The organism is uncultured Maribacter sp. (assembly GCF_963975365.1).
GTDB lineage: Bacteria > Bacteroidota > Bacteroidia > Flavobacteriales > Flavobacteriaceae > Maribacter.
The window spans coordinates 11,337-32,449 of the sequence record NZ_CAXBGF010000023.1 but is presented as its reverse complement, the minus strand read 5'-3'; the positions used below and the strand labels follow the sequence as shown (position 1 = coordinate 32,449).

At 36.6% G+C, this 21,113-nt stretch carries 14 protein-coding genes; 10 read left to right on the top strand and 4 right to left on the bottom strand.

Annotated elements, in window-relative coordinates:
- Window positions 1-30: 30 nt before the first annotated feature.
- A complete protein-coding gene (locus tag AACZ49_RS17635; RefSeq protein ID WP_339657489.1) occupies window positions 31-1,581 on the top strand; it encodes an FAD-dependent protein in 1,551 nt (516 codons plus the stop codon).
- Between the two features lie 192 nt (window positions 1,582-1,773).
- Here AACZ49_RS17635 and AACZ49_RS17630 read toward each other — a convergent pair whose 3' ends face one another.
- Entirely contained in the window at window positions 1,774-2,010 is a 237-nt protein-coding gene (locus AACZ49_RS17630) for a hypothetical protein (protein WP_339657487.1), read from the bottom strand.
- A gap of 384 nt (window positions 2,011-2,394) precedes the next feature.
- Here AACZ49_RS17630 and AACZ49_RS17625 point away from each other — a divergent pair, with 384 nt between their 5' ends.
- Window positions 2,395-3,687 (top strand): DEAD/DEAH box helicase, encoded by a 1,293-nt coding sequence (locus tag AACZ49_RS17625; protein ID WP_339657485.1) that lies wholly within the window; start codon window positions 2,395-2,397, stop codon window positions 3,685-3,687.
- A gap of 93 nt (window positions 3,688-3,780) precedes the next feature.
- On the opposite strand, the gene AACZ49_RS17620 is transcribed toward AACZ49_RS17625, so the two are convergent.
- From AACZ49_RS17620 to AACZ49_RS17610, 3 genes are all read right to left on the bottom strand, one after another.
- The gene (locus AACZ49_RS17620; protein WP_339657483.1) at window positions 3,781-4,575 is read right to left on the bottom strand and encodes a hypothetical protein; all 795 of its coding nucleotides are present in this window, start codon (window positions 4,573-4,575) and stop codon (window positions 3,781-3,783) included.
- 163 nt (window positions 4,576-4,738) lie between these two features.
- Window positions 4,739-5,473, bottom strand: coding sequence for a response regulator (locus AACZ49_RS17615; protein WP_339657481.1), 735 nt, complete (start codon window positions 5,471-5,473; stop codon window positions 4,739-4,741).
- Window positions 5,473-7,434, bottom strand: a complete 1,962-nt coding sequence (locus AACZ49_RS17610) for a histidine kinase dimerization/phosphoacceptor domain -containing protein (RefSeq protein WP_339657479.1) — start codon at window positions 7,432-7,434, stop codon at window positions 5,473-5,475. The genes AACZ49_RS17615 and AACZ49_RS17610 overlap by 1 nt, the downstream gene beginning before the upstream one ends.
- A 187-nt stretch (window positions 7,435-7,621) precedes the next feature.
- Here AACZ49_RS17610 and AACZ49_RS17605 point away from each other — a divergent pair, with 187 nt between their 5' ends.
- The 8 genes from AACZ49_RS17605 to AACZ49_RS17570 all read left to right on the top strand — a co-directional run bounded on the left by AACZ49_RS17605 (window position 7,622) and on the right by AACZ49_RS17570 (window position 21,083).
- On the top strand, window positions 7,622-8,158 hold the full coding sequence (locus AACZ49_RS17605; RefSeq protein WP_339657477.1) for an ester cyclase: 537 nt from the start codon (window positions 7,622-7,624) through the stop codon (window positions 8,156-8,158).
- Window positions 8,159-8,241: 83 nt separating this feature from the next.
- Window positions 8,242-8,937 carry a peptidase E gene (locus AACZ49_RS17600; RefSeq protein ID WP_339657475.1) on the top strand — a complete coding sequence of 232 codons (696 nt, stop codon included), beginning with the start codon at window positions 8,242-8,244 and terminating at the stop codon, window positions 8,935-8,937.
- A gap of 423 nt (window positions 8,938-9,360) precedes the next feature.
- On the top strand, window positions 9,361-9,882 hold the full coding sequence (locus AACZ49_RS17595) for a hypothetical protein (protein ID WP_339657473.1): 522 nt from the start codon (window positions 9,361-9,363) through the stop codon (window positions 9,880-9,882).
- A 722-nt stretch (window positions 9,883-10,604) separates the two neighbouring features.
- A complete protein-coding gene (locus tag AACZ49_RS17590; protein ID WP_339657471.1) occupies window positions 10,605-11,324 on the top strand; it encodes a hypothetical protein in 720 nt (239 codons plus the stop codon).
- A 40-nt stretch (window positions 11,325-11,364) separates the two neighbouring features.
- Entirely contained in the window at window positions 11,365-12,252 is an 888-nt protein-coding gene (locus AACZ49_RS17585) for a hypothetical protein (RefSeq protein WP_339657469.1), read from the top strand.
- Window positions 12,253-12,514: 262 nt separating this feature from the next.
- Complete coding sequence (locus tag AACZ49_RS17580) at window positions 12,515-12,850, top strand: hypothetical protein (protein WP_339657466.1); 336 nt, start codon at window positions 12,515-12,517, stop codon at window positions 12,848-12,850.
- Window positions 12,851-13,212: 362 nt separating this feature from the next.
- Window positions 13,213-17,379 (top strand): ATP-binding protein, encoded by a 4,167-nt coding sequence (locus AACZ49_RS17575; RefSeq protein WP_339657464.1) that lies wholly within the window; start codon window positions 13,213-13,215, stop codon window positions 17,377-17,379.
- A complete protein-coding gene (locus tag AACZ49_RS17570; RefSeq protein ID WP_339657462.1) occupies window positions 17,376-21,083 on the top strand; it encodes a two-component regulator propeller domain-containing protein in 3,708 nt (1,235 codons plus the stop codon). The genes AACZ49_RS17575 and AACZ49_RS17570 overlap by 4 nt, the downstream gene beginning before the upstream one ends.
- Window positions 21,084-21,113: the final 30 nt, after the last annotated feature.

Genomic DNA, 21,113 nt, shown 5'->3' with positions numbered 1-21,113 from the left:
ACATCGTGTATTTTACTTTAATTTTGCAGCATGGTCAGAAATGTACAGTTACGATTAACGTTAAAGGAAGAAGCTACTCCTAATGGTTTAGAAATACGTACGGCAAATTATCTCGGACTTGCTGAAGGCACCTTTAAAATAAGGGTACTTCGAAAATCTATTGATGCACGTAAACCTAAAATCGTATTCAATTATAAACTGGCCGTTTATATCAATGAACCTGCACCAAGCAATGAAATATCTTTCAAATACAAAGATGTTTCTAAGGCAAAACCGATTCATATTATAGGTTTCGGACCAGCAGGAATGTGGGCGGCACTTCGTTGTTTAGAAATGGGTTACAAACCCATTGTACTAGAACGAGGCAACAATGTAAAAGACCGTAGACGCGATTTAAAGGCGATAAACCAAGACCATATTGTTAACCCAGAAAGTAACTATTGCTTTGGTGAAGGAGGTGCTGGTACGTATTCTGACGGAAAACTATATACCCGAAGCCTAAAACGGGGCGATGTACGTCGCATATTTGAAAGCTTGGTGTTTCATGGTGCAACAGACCAAATATTGGTAGATGCACATCCGCATATTGGAACAAACAAACTCCCGAAAATTGTTCAGAACATAAGGGAAGTTATACAACATTATGGTGGCGAAATTCATTTTAATACTAAAGTGACTGATTTCGTTATCAAGAATAACACGCTAAAAGCTATTATTCTAAATGAAAAGGATGAAATGGCCGTAGACCGAGTCATTCTGGCTACGGGACATTCCGCTCGTGATATATTCGACTTGTTGCACAAAAAGGATATTGCGTTGGCAGCAAAATCTTTTGCAATGGGTGTTCGCGTTGAGCATCCACAGCATATTATTGACAGTATTCAATACCATTGTTCTGGTGAGCGAAGCGAATTATTACCTGCAGCATCGTATAGTTTGGTCGAACAAGTGAAAGAACGTGGCGTCTATTCTTTTTGTATGTGTCCTGGCGGATTCATCGTACCTGCGGCAACAGCTCCCGGAGAAGTGGTGGTTAATGGGATGTCACCATCGAAACGTAATAACTTGTATGCAAATTCTGGTATCGTAGTAGAAATTAATGTAGATACCGATATACCTAAGTACGAAAAATTTGGAGCCTTAAAAGGATTGGAATACCAAAAAGATTTAGAACGTTTGGCATTCACATCAGGTGGCCGCACACAAACTGCACCTGCACAACGGTTAACTGATTTTGTAGAAGGAAACTTATCTGTAGACTTAAACCCTACCTCCTATCAGCCAGGTTTAAAGTCCGCTCCGCTACACTCGCTATTGCCAAAACTTATTGGAGGAAGACTACGCCAAGGGTTTAAAGCATTTGGTGATAAAATGCATGGGTATTACACTGCTGAAGCAAATATAGTTGGAGTAGAATCACGTACCTCATCACCAGTAAGCATTCCAAGAAACGAACATTTAGAACACCCAGTCATTAAAGGCCTTTTTCCATGTGGGGAAGGCGGCGGTTATGCCGGTGGAATTGTTTCAGCGGCCATGGATGGAGAACGCTGTGCGGAAGCGGCTATGAAGGGGCTTTAAAAGTTTAAGAAGCATATTCAAGTTCGTATAACTAAGGAGTAGTTTAGTTTTTGAATTTGGCTTAGCTCTTTATTTTCTCAGAACTCAGTTATACTACCTAACCTAGACACTCTTTCTTTATGCATTACACTTCAAACTGAATACTGAATACTGAATACTGAATACTGAATACTGAATACTGAATACTGAAGTTTAAGCCATTTTAGGCTTGTTTTCTTTAGTAATGAAGTTTAACTCTTTTTTAATTTTTGAATTTTTGAATTTGTACAAACGAGCTACATCAGTTTTAGACCCAAGGTTTAACTCATTAGTGGTTTCAGTAACGATTGTCATTTCAATAGTTTCAACCTTAACTTCATAAGTAGCGTTTTGAGCTTGCGCAGCAAAGCTTAAGAAGAGGATAAAGATGATTGTAAATATTGCTTTCATGACTTGCGCTTATTAGACTAATAGAACGCAGCAGACCTTGTTTCACTAGGTAGTGAGTCGCTGAAAAGCACATATTACTCGTTAGTTTACATGTGTTAAGTTGAAGTGTAAAATCTTGTCGATAAACGACACCGTACCCAAAATTACCTTATCGATAATTGATGTCGTTAATCGACTATTAACGCTCTCCAGAAAGCCTTTTAATCATTATTAAAGTATCAATTTTTACCTTTATATATTCTGGTCTTGCATCATATAGGAATACTTTGCGCTAATTACTTTCTAATAAACACTTAAAACTAGTTTTAATCCTTATTGCCAATCTACTTAATACTTTAAAATTACTTCCACATTAAAGCGTACCTTTGCCGCTTATTAAAAATTATGACATTTAAAGAACTCGGCATAGCCGAACCTATCCTAAAAGCCTTAGAAGCTGAAGGTTATACTCACCCTACTCCAATTCAAGAACAATCTATTCCTATACTACTTAAAGGCAAAGACCTTTTAGGTGTTGCACAAACAGGTACTGGTAAAACGGCTGCCTTTGGTATTCCAATTCTTCATCATTTGTATGAAGGAATTAGTTTAAGTCAGACAAAAAGAAAAGTAAAAGCGTTGGTCGTTACACCTACCCGTGAACTTGCCATTCAAATTGGTGAAAGTTTTACTGCATATGGTAAGCATACAGGACTTCGTAATACAGTTATTTTTGGAGGAGTTAAGCAAGGCAAACAAGTTAATGCCTTAAGAGGAGGTGTTGATATATTGATTGCAACTCCTGGGCGCTTATTAGATCTAATGAACCAAGGATTTATTTCTTTTAGAGATCTAGAGTATGTTGTTTTAGATGAAGCAGACCAAATGTTGGATATGGGTTTCATTCATGACATTAAAAAAATCATTGCAAAACTTCCTCCAAAAAGACAGTCACTTTTCTTTTCGGCAACCATGCCAAAAGATATTGTAGAGCTTTCTCGAAAGATGCTGGGTGATTTTGAACGCATTACCATTAAACCAGAACAAGCTACCGCAGAGAAGGTAGAACAAGGTGTTTTCTTTGTAAGCAAGGGTAATAAACCAAAGTTGTTGGTTCATTTGCTGGAACAACAGCCACAAGCTTCTGTATTGGTATTTTCACGCACAAAACATGGTGCCAATAAAATAGTAAAGAAATTGGCGCAGGCCGATATTCGTTCTGCAGCCATTCACGGTAATAAATCGCAAACGGCACGACAAAAAGCTTTGGGTGATTTTAAAGATGGTAAATTAAAGGTATTGGTTGCCACTGATATTGCCGCGAGAGGTATCGATGTTGAAGATTTATCATTGGTGGTAAATTATGACTTGCCAAATGTATCTGAAACCTATGTACACCGAATCGGTAGAACAGGTCGTGCCAGTGCAAGTGGTACTGCCCTATCTTTCTGTGATAAAGAAGAAAGAACTTATCTACGTGATATTGAAAAACTCATAAAGCAGCCTGTTCCTCGTATGCCAGAGCATCAGTTTATAGATGATACTCCTGAAGAGAACGATGATAGACCACCGCGTAGCCCAAGAGGACCAGGAAAATCTAGTAATAAAAACAGACCTGGTGGAAACAACTTTCGTGGAAAAAATAATAGGAATATTAGTAGGCCTAAAAAGAGAAACGATTCAAGTAGTAGAGACTAGTTTAAATTGAAAAATTTCTAAATAAAAAACCCTCATGACCATAATCAAGGGGGTTTTTAGCTAAAAAAATAAAAAAAAAACGAATCTCCTTTATTAACGCACCATTCTAATTAGTTGGGCCATATACACATATTTCAAATCTCTTGCTGCAATACCTTCTTGCATCTGCTTGGTATTAGCAGGTGTAGCTCCCTCACTGTAGTTTATATTTTGATTTAAGGCCTGGTCATAATCTTTAAACATACTTACCGTCATATGCGATGCATAGGTATCACTACCTATAGGATTCATAAACCTGATCAACCCCCAATTTAGCTTCTTATCTGAATCTACCTCTTTTTGATGTAAAGACTGAAATACCTCTTTCTCTGCATTTTCATAGATATTATAATTCATAAGGTCAACTTTCATCATATCTATTTCAGCAATTGTGCCCAAAACCATTTCTGTTGGTGAAAACCCTGCTGTTGTTGCAATTTGTTGGGCATATATTCGTACTGCCAAATCCCTTGTTCTTGCCGAACCATTAATTTTTTCGGTAAGTTCGGTTTCTGTCATATTAGGATATGCGGCCTTTACCCTATCCATTATATTACTCCAACTACTGCCATTCATCATTTTTACCGGATCACTATAAAGTGACACCGTTAGGTATTGAAACCCTTGCATTTCTCCTCCAGGTTGTAAACTCCATAAATCCCAACCAAGTATATCACCTGATTTTACCCGCTGTTGTTGAATTTTTTCCCAGAATGATTCCGTTTCGTCGTATGCAGTAGATTGTTCATTATCTACCTTCATAAATTCAAAAACCAGATATAATGTTTCTTGTGCATTGGTCATAAAACCAAATAGCATTAGTGCGATAATTAATACTCCTTTTTTCATGTTCTTATAATTTAGTGGTTATAGTAACTATGATTCCCATGAACCATTTGTAATAGTACCCGATTATTTTTAAGAAGAAAATGAGAACAGGACGAACCTATATAAAAAGTGTCCTAATTAAGGTTTTAAACTATCAAAAGATTTTTAGGGAGAACACAACGAGTTAAACAGTACGTATACGATTCAACAACAGTTCTTTATGCGATTTCCCAATAGGAATCACGTTTCTACCAATTTCTAAATGACCATCGGCCAAAACGTCTAATTTTGAGATATTAATAATAAAGGAACGGTGTACACGAACAAAACTGGATTTTGGAAGCTTTTCTTCCATTACCTTTAGTGTGCATGTAAGAATATGCTTGATTTTAGGTGTAATTAGAATGCAGTAATTGCGATCTGCCTCAATATAAAGTATGTCTTCTAAAAGCAATTTTTCCATTCTTCCATTATGACGTACAAAAATCCGGTCTTCAAGAACTTCAATATGCTGCGCATTCTTACTCGATTCTTTCTCATCTTTCATTTGCTCTACGACTAAAGCAATAGTACGTTGTAAAACTAATTTGTTGAAGGGTTTTGTGATAAATGCCTTAGGATGGGTTTCTTTGGCCTTATTAAAAGTAGCATCGTCACTATTAGCAGTAAGGTATATAAGGGAAATGTTATTATTTTTTTGAATTGCTTTGGCCGTTTCTATACCGCTTAACTCACCTTTTAGATTAATATCCATTAGCAATATGTGTGGCCTATTCTCTATGACATGGATAATGGCCTCTTCTCCCCTAGGTAAAATACCGGTAACCTCATAGCCTAGACTTGTTAATTGAATAGACAAATTGGCCGCAATGATCATATCATCCTCAACTATTAATATACTCACCTTATCTTTTTCCATTAAGCAGCTTTTGTATTTTGAAATTGTATACATACCGATGTACCTTGATCCGTTACCAAAATCATTTTTCCATCCAATTGTTTTACCAACAAATCAACTAAATGGGTCCCAAAACCGGTACCATCGACTAGTTTGTCCGATGCAATACCAATACCATTATCACTTACCTCCAAAACAAATAAATCTGCTTTCTCTTTTAATGCTAAATGTATACTACCCTTTCTATCATCTGGAAAAGCATATTTTAGTGAATTTGTAATCAACTCATTAACAATAAGACCTATAGATATTGCCATATCGACATCAAGTTCAAGCTCATTCATTTCCAAATTAACGGTTACCAGGTCGTTTTTACCATAGGAATGGATGATATAATCGGTTAGATCAATAAAATAATCTTTCATTTCTACAGTCGCCAGTTTTTCGCCTAGATATAATTTTTGATGAATCATACCCATACTATGAACACGTTGCTGACTTTGCTCCATGGCATCCAAAATTTTAGGATCTACAATTCGTGCTGCCTGAAGGGATAGTAAGCTAGAAACAATCTCAAGATTGTTTTTTACCCGATGGTGTATTTCCTTTAGCAAAAATTCCTTTTCGGCATTTTTATTTTGCAACAGTTTATTCTTTTTTATATTGTTTGAAATAGCTTTATATGCCAATAGCAGTAACAATAACAACAATACCGTAATAATGATAATAAGATGTTGACGTGTCTGCTGCTTTTTTATCTGTGTTTGTTGCAATACTATCATACCCTCCTTTTGTGCCACATCAAATTCTGTTCTTAACTGTGAGATACGAAGATCGGCCTCGGCTGTAAATACTTCTTTTTTTAGTGAATCATATACAGAAAATGCCTTATATGCATTCTCATACTCCATCTTTTTAGCATAAGCTCTTCCTAATTCATAATATACATCACTTAAATAATAGGCATCTCCAAAATCCACCGTGGCAACATTTATAGATTTTCTGAGCCCCTTAATTGCTTCTGCACAGTTACCCCTTTTATTGTGCATTTTTCCTATGGAAAGCCAAGCACGCATAACCATGAAGTTATTTTCCAAAAGCTCGGCATATTTAACAGCATTACGACCAGCTTCTAAGGCATTTTCATATTCATTTAAATAGGAATAGAGATCAACCAGAGATATATAGACATCACTCAAATTATTGTAAAACCCATAACGCTCACCAATGATGATAGAATGCTCATAGTATTTTCGTGCCTTTTCATAATCCCCTAAAGCCAGGTAATTATTACCGGTTACATATAATGTAAAGTCGTAGTCTAGATCTGTAATGCCCAAAGCTTCAAATAATTTTAAGGAACGTAGACCATATTCTAATCCCGATTCAAATTTTGCCTGTTTCCAAAAAAGATTACTTAAATCGCTATAAGCCATTGCTTTAGCCTTATCACTATTAAGCTTTTCACCTAAATTAAGTGTTTTTAGTGCATAGTCTGCGGCTTTATCTAGTTGCCCTCTTCGTTCAAATACATAGCCCATCTGAGTGTTTAAAAAGGGTAGATCAGACAGATGAACTTTGGTTTTTGCTAATTCTAAAACATTTTGGGCACTATCTAATTTCTCCATTCGTAGAAGAATGGCGCCTTGGGTAAGTTGAAATCTACCATGCCAGACAAGGTCTTTTTTAATAGAGGTAAGCTCTAGACCCTTTTTGGTAAAGGCCATGGCCGTGTTTAAGTTTCTGGTATGCCAATAATATGCCAAATCATTGAGTATCGAGAATTGAACTGAATCTGTTTTAACCTTATGATACCCCTGCTCTAAAGTATCTAGATAAGAGGCTCCAAAATTATCGGTATCAACAAATACCCTTTTATAAGGGTGGTCACTATTCAAGTCAACTAATTGACCATAGCTAAAGCTTAGTCCCAAAAAAGACAGAATAAAAGCGTGTCCAAATTTTTTATATAACGCAATCATTTTACAAGTTGATTCTTATTAATCGAAAATGACCTTTCACTAAATGTACAACATTCTATTCATTAACCTCCCGATCAGTAAATGGGATTCTTCGGACAAAATATGTGTAGACTCATCCTCTATCCTTGTTTAATTCAATAGTTTATCCTTTCTTTTGGAGTAATGGCGTATTTGGTAATTGTCCATCATGGAAAAACTCAATTTTAACTTGTTGGTACTACTGTTCATTCTAGCTTTTTCATGCAAGGATGCAAACCCTCGTGAAAATAAGGAGAGTTTACCAAAAATTAGTACGACCGAAACAATATTAAAAAAAGCTACAAAAGACTATTTAAATGCATGGAGTGATACTGATACCGTTTTACTTAAATTGATTACCATAAACAAATTAATACGTAATGTAAACGGTAAAATACAATCGAGAAATCAGAACGAACTTTTCAAATCGATGCGTTTTTGGCATAGGGCAATGCCCGATTTTAAAATGGTTGACAAGGAAATAAACGTTTTTGAAAATAGAACCTATGTTAATTGGAAAGTTGTTGGCACTAACACAGGAATGTATGGAACTATATCCCCTACCGGAAAAATAGGGCATACCGAGGGCATAAGTATTCTAACTTTTGATGATGAGGGTCATATTGTACATGAGTCTGTTTTCTTTGACCATTTAGGCCTATTGGAGGAGTGGGGCTATTCGATATCTTCCCCAATTATGGAATAAAATAATATGTCTATTCAAAAATTTTTAAAAAATTAGGAACTCTATCCCTTCCTTTTAGATTTAGAATCGATTAATTTGTCTTTATGAAAAGACAACTTTTAATTTATGGTAGCGGTAGACATACTGTGCCTTTTTTAAAATATATGGCCGAGGCTACAGGTAAAGACAACCCGAACCTATGTTTTATTCCTACTGCCAGCGGTGAAAATCAGGAATACATCGACTCTTTTTATGAGGTATGTTCGCAAATTAATGTGGTTCCGCATGTGTTAAGTGTTTGGATAAATTCTTATGACCAAAAAGAATCGTTCGAAGAAATCATTTCAAAAATGGATGCTATTATCGTTGGCGGTGGAAACACCCTAAATATGTTGGCGATATGGAAAGTGCAAGAAATTGATATTGCGCTAAAAAAAGCATATGAGAATGGGGTTATTATGGGTGGTGGTAGCGCTGGTTCCCTTTGTTGGTTCAATGGTGGCACTACAGATTCTAGACCAAAAGAATTAAGTATTGTAGAAGGAATGAAATTTATTGATAAAAGCCATTGTCCACATTACAATTCTGAAACATTTAGAAGACCACTGTACCATACTAATATCCTTTCTGGAAAACTAACTGATGGGTATGCCTGTGATGACCGTTCTGCAATTCATTTTATCGACGAAGAAGTTTTTACTTCTATTTCTTTAGACGATAAAAACCATTCTTACTACGTGCATATCAACAGAGATGGCAAAATCATTGAACAACTTTTACCAAGCACAATTACAACTTAAGGTAATGCACGATTAAGAAAATCTAAAATAATTTATAGGAATAGTAAACCTCGGGGCAAGCCCATGAGGCATTAAAAGGAAATTGAAGTTATAGTTCTACGAAAGTGTCGTGGCATTTAAATCTCGATTATCGGGTAAATCATGTTACAATGCCAGAACCATCGATGAGCTTCTGGTACACGCCCCTATTGTTTGTGCTTATTAATTTACGTTGCTCTATGCTAGTAGATAAAATTATCATTTGAGTATTTTACATCATAATCCATTTCCCAATAGCTTCGATAAATAAAAAGAGCTATTCGGACAGTTTAAAATCATATCCGTCCAAAACCAATTGCATTTCAATCGAAATATTGATTTCTTTAAAATAGCTCCTCTAATTAGAATTTCAAAAAGTAGTATTAATAAGTAAATCAATAAATTATGAAAAGATTAAATATCATATTTCTTTTTGTCACCTTAATGTTTGCAGTCACAATATGTAAAGCTCAAGAGCCTATAGTGACCTTAGACTTCGATAACGGGAAAGCTGCTACTGAAACACTAAAAAAGTACGTGACAGCACTACAAAATGCCGATGTCGAAGGTATAGCGGCTTTAATGACCAAAGATGCCATGGTTTATGGTCTTGGTGGTGGCTTAGACTCTTTAAATACAACGCAACACAAGGCATACTGGGTCAATAGCCTTGCCAATTATAAACATAATATTTCTAATGACCTGTATTTACCTGTAAAGGTTGAAAATAATTGGAACGAAGGAGAATGGTTGCTTACCTGGGGCGTAAATAACCTTAAGAATAACAAAACCGGAATTATAACACCCGTACCTTACCATATTGCATCATTAGTAGTCGACGGTAAAATTACGACCATGCGTTATTATTTAGATTATATCAATTTATTGACAAAACAAGGGTATACGTTAACACCACCTACTGAATAACTTAAACTACCCTAACTTTTATAAACAATCAAACTTTAGCCTACGTACCATCAATTTTTTACCAGCAGTAATATAGGTATTACCAATTCACCTGCTGCTAGTAAAAACTGATGAATAAAAACACAAAAATAATAACAGGCAGACCTAATTCGGGGGGATCTATTTTATTAATAGTTGAATTTCAATTTTTAGTGTTATTGAAAATAAATTATTTAACTGTTGATAAATAAAGTCTGTCTGTTTTTAAAACATTCAAAAAGATAACATGCCGGTCGCACTTAATTTAAAAAATGAAAAATTGGTTTGGAACATAGCAGAGGGTAGTACGCTATTAGATGACAATCTTCACCTAGGCACAAATTCCGTATTGAATGGCCTCTATGCTAAACATAGTAAAGAAAACAATACTTTAATCCTAAAGCTATCTAACCACCATATATGCAAAATAAAAAAGTGGTCGCAACCTTAATATATAATGATTACAGAAATGGTAATATGACGCTCAATTCGCTCATTTTTCTGACCTTGAAAAATGGGAAAGAAATGGCATTTCAGCAATATGTTGACACCAAGTAAATGACAAATTCTTATAATAAATATACTACAATCATAAAAGACCAAACTAATGGCCTTGGGCAGCTTGTTTCGACCTAATACCACCGAACATACTTTTAATCATAAAATATTCCTATTCAATTAATTTCAAAGACACCATCCAAACCATGAAAACCAAAAAACGAGCAGTAGCTTTTGAAAAGAGTGGTTATTATTTTATAGGTCTTTTTCTACTTGCCATGGCCGGATTTTGGCCTTCCTATTTTGCCAAGTTTTTTGATGGTACCGCCGATTTTACGTTCTATTTTCATTTCCATGCTTTCCTTGCAGTACTTTGGATTTTTATGCTGATAGCCCAACCTATTCTAATTTTTCAAAAGAAATTTGAACTTCATAAAAAAATTGGAAAACTATCGTACATCCTTGTTCCGCTTATTTTTATTTCGATTATCCTACTGGCCCATAGCACACTACGAGACCCTCAAGAAAACTTGGGTCTAGAACTATGGGTTCCTGCAAAAGACCTTTTGATTTTTTCATTCGGATATGGAATTGCCATAAAATATAGACATACCATGACCATACATGCACGGGGAATGATAGTCGCAGGAATCGTATTAATAGAACCGGCATTGGTTCGTTTAATCCTCTACACATTTTTTCCGAATGAAGGTTTTGCTCTAAGCGGATATATTATCACATTAGTCATTCTTTATGGATTGCTTTTAGCTTTGATCGTCGCAGAGCGAAAGCAAAAAACAGGTCGGTGGGTGTTCCCGTTTGCCCTTGCACTGTATGTATTTGTACACTCCATACTCGTATTTCAGATTCGAATTCCACCTTGGCAGGCATTTGCCGAATGGTTTGCGGCGTTACCATTAACTTGATAAAAAGAACAGATGTAAATCAATTTTAAAAACTAACATCATGATAAAAAGAACATTTACAAAATTGGCAGTTCTAAGCGCCGTTGCAATTTGCACCACAGGTTTTATCAAATTCAATGGCGAATCGTATATAGGTGACTGCGAAACGACAACAGATATTCTCGGTCCGTTTTATAGGCCCGACAGCCCTGTACGAAATAATTTGGTCGTCAAAGGAGTGCCAGGGAAGTTAGTTCAACTATCCGGCAGTGTGCGTCATAAAGACGGTACAACACCTTATAAGAATGCAGAAATAGAACTTTGGCATTGTTCAGCAGATGAAGTCTATGACAACGATACCGATGCATATAGATATAGAGGCACTACATATTGCGATGAACATGGCAAATATAGTTTTCAATCCCAAATGCCCGTACCCTATGATGCGGGAGGCGGATTTATTAGACCAGCACATTTTCATATGATGATATCGGCTCCAGGTTATCAAAGTTTGGTAACACAGATCTATTTTACCGGGGACCCATATCTTAAAAAAGATGCATCTTCAGCATCTGTAAAAGCTAAAAACAGAGTACTCGAAGTAACTAAAGAAGATGGTATGCTCAAGGTTTCTTTTGATTGTAACATGAACGAACGTTTAAAGGTTTCGTATAGCTCCCTTTCCCAAATTACCGGGAAATATAAAAACGATGAAACCGGTAAGATCCGCGAACTTTTTGAAAAAGATGGTCTACCCTGGTTACAGAATGAAGTTTATGGGGAGCGTTTTGACTACGTTGGGGAAAACAGGTTTGAATACCCCGGAATGACCAAGGAAACCTATGTTACACTACAATTTGACCTTAAGCAGAGCGATGCCGTAAAATTGGTATTAACCACTGCTTGGGAGGTAGGAAGGGAAACCATGGAGTCATTCACAAAAGCCTAATATTTTATCGTAACTCATGCCAAGGAATTGACGGAAGCAGGAAAACAATTTTAGTATGTGGAATAATATAAAATACAAATGATGGCAATTTTTATTACCTTATCTATTGTCATTACCATAGCCATAATATTTGGCCTCGAAACATGTAAAAAACAGCAACAAATTTTACCCAGGCCTAAAAAAGCCTGTAAACCTTTTTCAATCCGTTCTTGAAATTCAAGTGGATTATGATTATTACTAGAAACGAAAAAAACACAAAAAAATGAGAAACTCAAGTAAAAATTGGTCTAAGCATGAACTGAAGGTCTATCTGTTATTATTATGTGCACAGGCAGATTCAGAACAGACCCCAGAAGAGATTGATTTGATCAAACAAAAAACAGATAGCGCCACTTTTGCAGCACTTTATAAAGAATTTAAAAAGGATGATGAGGATACCAGGTTTGAAAAAATTGAAGCTTCTATAGGTGTACTCGAATTTAGTCAGATGGAGTTGTCAGATTTAAAAAAAGAACTCTATGAACTCTTCCGTTCAGATAAAAAAATTACAGCCGCAGAACAGTATTTGAATAAAATACTTGACAATATTTTGTACTAAATATTGTCAAGTATTTATACATGTCAAATAATTTTAAGAAAAAAGTTATGTGCATCTACAGAGCTATCTCTTTCAATTCAATTCATATTCTGTAGTATTTTTCGTCAATATATCAAATAACCCTAAATCCATATTAAAATCTCCTGTACTTAAAGTAGAACTTAAAGCTAATTTTCTTAATTTAAACAACTACAAAGCTCCCCCTTAGTTATTTAAAAGGTCAAACTATGCCTAGTCATTATATAGATGATGATTACTACGTATTGATTTTTTTGTTTTTTAAAATTTAGAAATGCCCTATAAAGCTATTAGTATGTTTTTGGTTGGCGTTTTTCTATTTCAACAGCATTACCGACCAATAAATGAAACCAAGCAAAAAGATTGAGGCCGCAGTATTAGATGTTTATAATAAATGGCTGTACAGTTACTTAAATGGTGATGTGACCACCTACAATTCCTACTTTGATGACGCCTTTCATTTTATTGGCTCTACCAGCAATGAAGAATTCTTAAACAGAAAGGATACCACTAATTTTTTTAAAGCTACTGCAGATCAACTTTCCGGAAACACCCAGTTACGTAATGAAACTAAAATCGTAGAACAATTTGGGGAATTAGTTTTTATTACACACCTATTCGATGCTTGGTTTACGAATGGAAACGATTGGAGTTTTTACGGTAGATTTCGTTTTAGCAATATACTAGAGCAGAATGAAGCCGGTTGGCATTTTGTATATCAACATTACTCTACACCTGACAGCAAAGCTCAAGAAGGTGAAACCATAGGCTTTAATCAAATAAGCAAAGAAAATTTAGAATTACGTGAAGCGATAAAACGCCGTACCAAAGAACTGGAAGAAAAAAATCGTGAACTGGAGATTGAAGCGGCTTTAGAACGGGTAAGGGCCCGTACAATGGCAATGCGTAAAAGTGAGGAATTGGCCGATGCCTCTTCCCTTTTGGATGAACAGATAAGAGGGCTCGGCATTGAAACCTGGGGATCTGCATTCCATATCTACGCAGATAATGCAGAAGGGGATTACGAGTGGTTTAGCAGTAAAAACGGAACGTTGCCCTATTACAAAACGCCACGGGAGAAATTCTTTTTGGATTTTTATATTAAGGGGCAGCAGGGAGAAAAGTTTCATATCGAAGAATTTTCGGGAGCCAAATGCAAGGTGCATTATGATTACTTAAAAACCATACCACTAGCAGGAGATGCCCTAAAAGACATGGAGGAATCCGGTATCAAATTACCCACTTATCAAATAGATCATATCGCTTTCTTTAAATATGGTTACATCCTTTTTATCACGTACAAACCCGTACCAGAAGCTCATGGAATTTTTCAACGCTTCGCCAAGGTCTTCGAACAAACCTATACCCGATTCCTTGATCTCCAAAAAGCAGAAGCACAGGCAAAGGAAGCTCAAATTGAAGCAGCATTGGAACGGATAAGAAGCAGAACCATGGCCATGCAGAACAGTTCTGAATTAGCCGAGACTTCCATCGAGATGTTTAAACAAATGCAAGCTTTAGGTATGCGTCCTTGGGCCTGCGGATTTAATATTTTTGAGAAGGATGAAAAAGCTGTAACCCAATGGATGAGCGCAGTTGATGGTGGTCTCCGTACTCCATTTACAACACCACTCACAGAAAATCCATTCTTCATAAGAATCTCCGAAGCCAGGCAGCGTGGCGAAGAGCTGTTTGTGATGGAGTCAGGCGGACAAGAGCTTGAGGAAACCTACACCTATATGTTTAATCTTGCCGCATCTAAAAAAGCATTGGGAGATATTTTGGTTTCTGGATTTGAAATGCCAAAATTTCAAATTTCGCACTGTGCCTTTTTCTCACAAGGTTACCTGATGTTCATTACTTATGAGCCTTATCCTGAAGCTTATGATGTTTTCAAACGATTCGCCAAAGTTTTCGAGCAAACCTATACTCGTTTCCTTGATCTGCAAAAAGCAGAAGCACAAGCCAGAGAAGCGCAGATTGAAGTGGCCTTGGAAAGAGTGCGTTCTCGAAGTATGGCCATGCATAAAAGCGAAGAACTTTTAGAGGCTGGCTCACTTTTGTATCATGAACTTTTCAAATTGGGCATATCCAGTCTCACCAGTGGCTATGTGCTTATGGATAAGGATGAGAATATTGGGTGGAATTATTTATCAAACCAATTGGACGGTACCGCATTTGCCAAACCTATGGGTGTCCCCCATAAGGAAACGAAGGTAATGCGTTCTATTACAAAAAGTTGGAAAAAACAAGACCCCTTTCATATCATCCAATTGAATGAAAAGGGAACTATCAACCATCAAACGTTTATTGCCGAACGGACCATTAATTTTAATTTAACCGCCAAAGAATTAATTGCGCACACACCAAAAAGATTGGCGCTGCAAACATTTAATTTTAAGCAGGGGTATTTATTGATTGTAGGCGCTGAACGGTTATCGGAAGGTAATATCAAAATGATGTTACGCTTTACAAACGCTTTTCAACAAACCTACACTCGTTTTCTCGACCTTCAAAAAACTGAAGCCCAGGCGAGAGAAGCACAAATCGAAGGAGCTTTAGAACGCGTTCGTAGTCGGTCTCTAACCATGCACAATAGTGAAGAATTGTTAGCCGTAATAGAGGTGGTCTCGGCCCAATTACGACTATTGGACTTAAAATTCGACACTGTTAGTTTTGGGAAGAACTACCAAGAAAGCGATTTTAAATTTTGGCTCACTTCCAATGGGCAACCCAAGCCAGTTTTAATCCAAGTGCCATTTTTTGACAGTAGAGTATTGAAATCAGTCATAGAGGCTCAAAAAAAAGAAAATGATTTTATCGCCGATGTTTTTACCAAGGAAGAAAATAGAGCATGGAGTGCACATATGATTCAACATTCAGCGCTAAAAAATTTCCCAGAGCATGTAAAGAATTTTATTTTGAATAGTCCAGGTTTTGCCCGATCTAGTTTTTTAATGCAACATATTGATCTCTATGTTGGTAATTATAGGGCCATACCTTTTACCAACGAAGAGAATGCCATTTTTAAGCGCTTTGCGCAAGTATTTTCACAGGCCTACACACGTTTTCTTGACCTTGAAAAGGCAGAAGCGCAAGCAAGGGAAGCACAAATTGAAGCGTCATTAGAGAAAGTTCGTTCTCGTACTATGGCCATGCAGTCCTCTCATGAACTAGCGGATACGTCAGTCATTGTTTTCAAACAACTTTTAGAACTTGGTATTGCTCCAAATCGTTTATTCATTGGTATCATTAACGATAAAGCTAATGCCATTGAGGCTTGGGCCACGAATGAAGATGGCAGTAAAATTGAACGCCACTTTGAACTATATACATCAGAAAACAAATCGATCAAAAAAATGGTCGAAGGTTGGAAAAAACAACTGAAATCGACCATTATTGACATGAAGGGAAAAGAACTTCAAGCGTATTTCCATTATCTGAATACCGTTATGAAAATTCCTTTTATCGATGGTTTAAAACAAAAACGACGAATACAGACCATAGCCTATTTTTCCGGAGGTTTAATAGGAATGGCTGCTCCAGAGGAACAACCAAAAGAGACCCTACTATTGTTGGAACGCTTTGCTGCGGTTTTCAATCTCACCTATACACGTTTCAAGGATTTAAAAATTGCAGAAGCCCATGCCATCAAGGCAAAAGAGGATTTAATAAAATTACAAGCCGCTAAAAAAAGTGCCGAAGAAGCACTTTTAGTGTTACAACAGACCCAAAAACAATTGATCCAAGCCGAAAAAATGGCAAGCCTTGGAGAGCTTACCGCTGGCATTGCCCATGAGATACAGAACCCATTGAACTTTGTTAATAATTTCAGTGAAGTAAGCAACGAACTTATTGATGAAATGAACGAGGAATTGAATAAAGGGGATCTTGAAGAAGCTGTGGCTATTTCGTTGGATATCAAACAAAACCTGGAGAAAATAAACCACCATGGTAAACGTGCAGAAAATATTGTAAAGGGCATGCTTCAACACAGCCGAAGTAGTAGCGGTACCAAAGAACCTACAGATATCAATGTGCTGGCAGATGAATATTTACGTTTGGCATATCACGGATTACGTGCTAAGGACAAATCGTTTAATGCTGAATTGGTAACCGATTTTGACGAGCATATTGGAAATATAAATATTATACCACAAGATATGGGACGGGTAATTCTCAATTTAATTACGAATGCCTTTTATGCAGTGAACGAGAAATATCAAAAAGACAATAATTTTAAACCTATAGTTTCTGTAAGTACCAAAAAAGTTGATAGCCATATAAAGATTAGTGTTTCTGATAATGGTGGTGGCATTCCAGAAAAAGTTAAAGAGAAAATATTCCAACCTTTTTTCACTACCAAACCCACCGGGCAAGGCACGGGCTTAGGACTAAGTATGAGCTACGATATTGTTACGAAAGGGCATGCTGGCGAGTTAACCTTAGAAACCAGTAATGGAGAAGGGACCACATTTTTTATTAATCTACCAGTGAATAACTTATCATGAAAAAAATGATCACAAATAGAAAAATATTCATTCCAATAATTTTTGGAATTATTTTATTTGCAGCATGTGCGGACAATAATGAGATTCCTCCTTTTCCGACTGCGGAAACTGAATTTAAACAACCTATTACCAAAAGTTTTGAGTTTTCAAAACCAGATACCCTTGTTTGGACCACTAAGGAAACAAATTCATTAAATCGATTACTGAACAAAAAATTCAGTTGGGAAAAATTACCATCAAAAAAAATCGATTTGGGGCTACCGATGCCTTTTAAAGCGAACATTGAAAAAAAGCCGTTTAATTTGGAAAGCCTCCCCTATTCTCCCTTTAGCATGGATAGCTTGATAGAAGGAAGATTAACTATAAATGTTAAGGAATTAGGTGAACCAGAAATTTTGGAGGCCGGAGAATTATACAGCAAACAAGGAGCCACTAGGGGGGTAATGTCCGCTACGACCGATTTAGGCCTTCCAACAACAGCACGTACCATCTTTAAGGATTGTAATGGCATGTTGTGGATTGGTATGGATGGTAAAATTGCAAAATTTGATTCACATAAAATGCAAATTTATGGTAAGGAACAAGGTCTTACTACGTCATCCGCAAGTGTACTTTTCGAAGATTCCATGGGTAGATTATGGGTAGGAAACGCGGACACTATTTCTGTAATCGATTTTGAAGCAGATTTGATCTATGAAATTTCTTCTGGTTTACAAACCTCCGCTATATATGGTTTTATGGAAGCCAATGATGGTAAATTTTGGGTCTCAAGACAATACTCAGGATACGATATTATTGATTTAGATGAAAAAACCATTTTCCAGTTCAATGAAGAAAATGGGCTGTTGAGCACATTTAACCTAACACCTTATCAAGATAAGAATGGTCTTATTTGGCTTTCTTCCGATGGCGGGGTAAATATCATAAATCTAGAATCTGGAAAAAACATAAAACTTACCAGTGAGAATGGTTTACCCAATCAATTTGTAACATCTTTTTATGAAGACAAGGCCAATAGGCTTTGGATTGGAACTGGGTTAGGTGCCATGGTCTTAGACGAGGATAGAACAAGTAGTATGAACTATCTGAACAGTAATTTGTTCGAAAATATGGAGGCGATTGCAAGCATTTACCAAGATACCTCTGGCTCAATTTGGTTTGGTGGTACCAATGGCATTATGTATCAATTTAACGAGTCAGAAAAAGTCCTTCAAAAATTTGTTATATCGTCCGGTCCTTCACAAGCAATTCTAAAAATAATTGAAGATAAGCAAGGGCAAATTTGGGCAGCCGTAGCGCAAGGTGGGTTATATAAAATTGACCCGAGAACTGGAAGACCTGGTAATTTTACGACTGCGGATGGATTATCCAGTAATGCTGTCTGGAACACTCTAGAAACAATAGACGGTAAAATATGGATAGGTACGTACGAAGGTATCGACATTTATGATCCGGCAACAAAAACAGTTAAACACCTAGGAAAAGTAGATGGTTTAATATCCAATTCTAATGCTAGGTTAATGCAAGATTCAACGGGAAAGATATGGGCAACAGGTAGTCAACAGGGAATCAGTGTCATTGATCCCAACAAGGAAACCATTGAACAATTGTCTACAGACCAAGGTATAGAAACCAACGCTATATCAGGAATAATAGAGGCTGGGGACGGAGAATTTTGGCTCGGTGGCAGAGAGGGAGAGCTCATGAGGGTTAATTTAGATAAATTAACCCTAAAATACCACTTGCCTACAAGGGCAGAGAATGTATTTCAAAACAATGTCATTCTAAAAGACCTTAATAACCATATTTGGATTGCGGGTGTGGGTTCGGGAATTCAAAGAATAGACCTCACTACCAACGAACGCGTTTTTTTGACTACGGAGGAGGGACTCTTATCGAATACCGTTTTCTCCATAGCGCTAGATGAAAAAAATAATATTTGGGCAGCTACGGATATGGGTGTTCAATTTATTGATGTACTCACAAATGAGATTACAAATTTCACAAAGACGGAAGGACTTGCGGCCAATGATGTGTATGCGATAGGCATTCACAAAGGCGAAGCGTATACCGGGACTTCAAGAGGATTGACTATTTTAAGTCCGGAACTCGGGACCATAGAACAGAAACCAATATGGAACGTAAAAACCATTGGTAGGGCACAAGGCCTAAATTTACTGGATTTTTCAGAAAACAGTTTCACATTTGACCGTTATGATAATTTTTGGGCCGGAGTGCAGGGGGAAATGTTAACGGTAATGGATGAAATAACAAAGGATACAATTGCTTCTCCAACATACATTTCAGGGATTAATATACTCGACCAAAAACAAAAATTTTATGATAATGAAGCTATATGGGAAAAACGTAAAAAACTAGATTCTAGCTGGTTAAAAAATTCAGACCCAAAACAAGGGATAGGTTCAGTTAGAAAGGATTCCGGAAATTTGGCTACGAATTCCATGAGATGGAAAACCGTTGAAGGCACCTATAACATGCCCGTAGAGCTAAAACTACCCTATACCCAAAATTATTTGAGCTTCAATTATAATGGATTGTATTATGCGAATCCTGATCAAGTGTATTACCGTTATATTTTAGAAGGAATAGATAAAAATTGGAGCCCTATTTCTAAGGAAACAATGAGCGAAAATTATAGAGATCTTCCTCCCGGGGATTATTCCTTTAAAGTAGCTTCAAAAGGTTTTAACGATGTTTGGGGCGAACCCAGTTCATTCAATTTTACCATTTTACCGCCCTGGTGGAAAACATGGTGGGCGTCTTTATTATTTCTTGTATTAATTGCTGCAATTATTTTGTTTATAATCAATTACCGTTCACGCTGGTTAAAAAAAGAAAACAGGGTTTTAGAAGAGCGGGTATCCCATAGAACGGAACAGCTTAAAAACAAAATCGATGAATTAAAGGCTACCCAATCTAAACTTATCCAATCTGAAAAAATGGCAAGTTTAGGAGAGTTAACTGCAGGTATAGCACATGAAATTCAGAATCCGCTAAACTTCGTCAACAATTTCTCTGAAGTAAATAAAGAACTTCTTGAAGAATTAGAGGAAGAAATTAAAAACGGTAATTACGACGAAGTTAAAGCCTTGGCAAAAGATGTTTCTGCTAATGAAGATAAAATTATTTTTCATGGTAAACGTGCCGATGGTATTGTAAAAGGGATGCTACAGCATAGCCGAAGCAGTACCGGTCAAAAAGAAATGACCGATATCAATACCCTATCGGACGAGTACCTACGCCTTGCCTACCATGGATTGCGTGCTAAGGACAAAACTTTTAATGCTACGTTGAATACTGATTTTGATGATAGCATAGACAAAATAAATATAGTTCCCCAAGATATGGGTAGGGTAATTTTAAACCTCATCACCAATGCTTTTTACGTCGTTAAAAAGAAAAAGGAACAAAACCCTAAAGGGTATGAACCAACGGTATCCGTTAGTACCAAAAAGCAGGGAAATATGGCTTTAATTAAAGTTTCCGATAATGGTAACGGTGTGCCCAAAGAAGTTTTAGATAAAATCTTTCAACCTTTCTTCACTACAAAACCATCGGGAGAAGGAACGGGTTTAGGTTTGTCATTAAGCTATGATATTGTAAAAGTGCATGACGGTGAATTAACTGTTGAAACAAAACAAGGAGAAGGTACCACCTTCACCATCTCATTACCAATTAAATAAAATGATTTTCCCTCATAAAACTATTTAAAA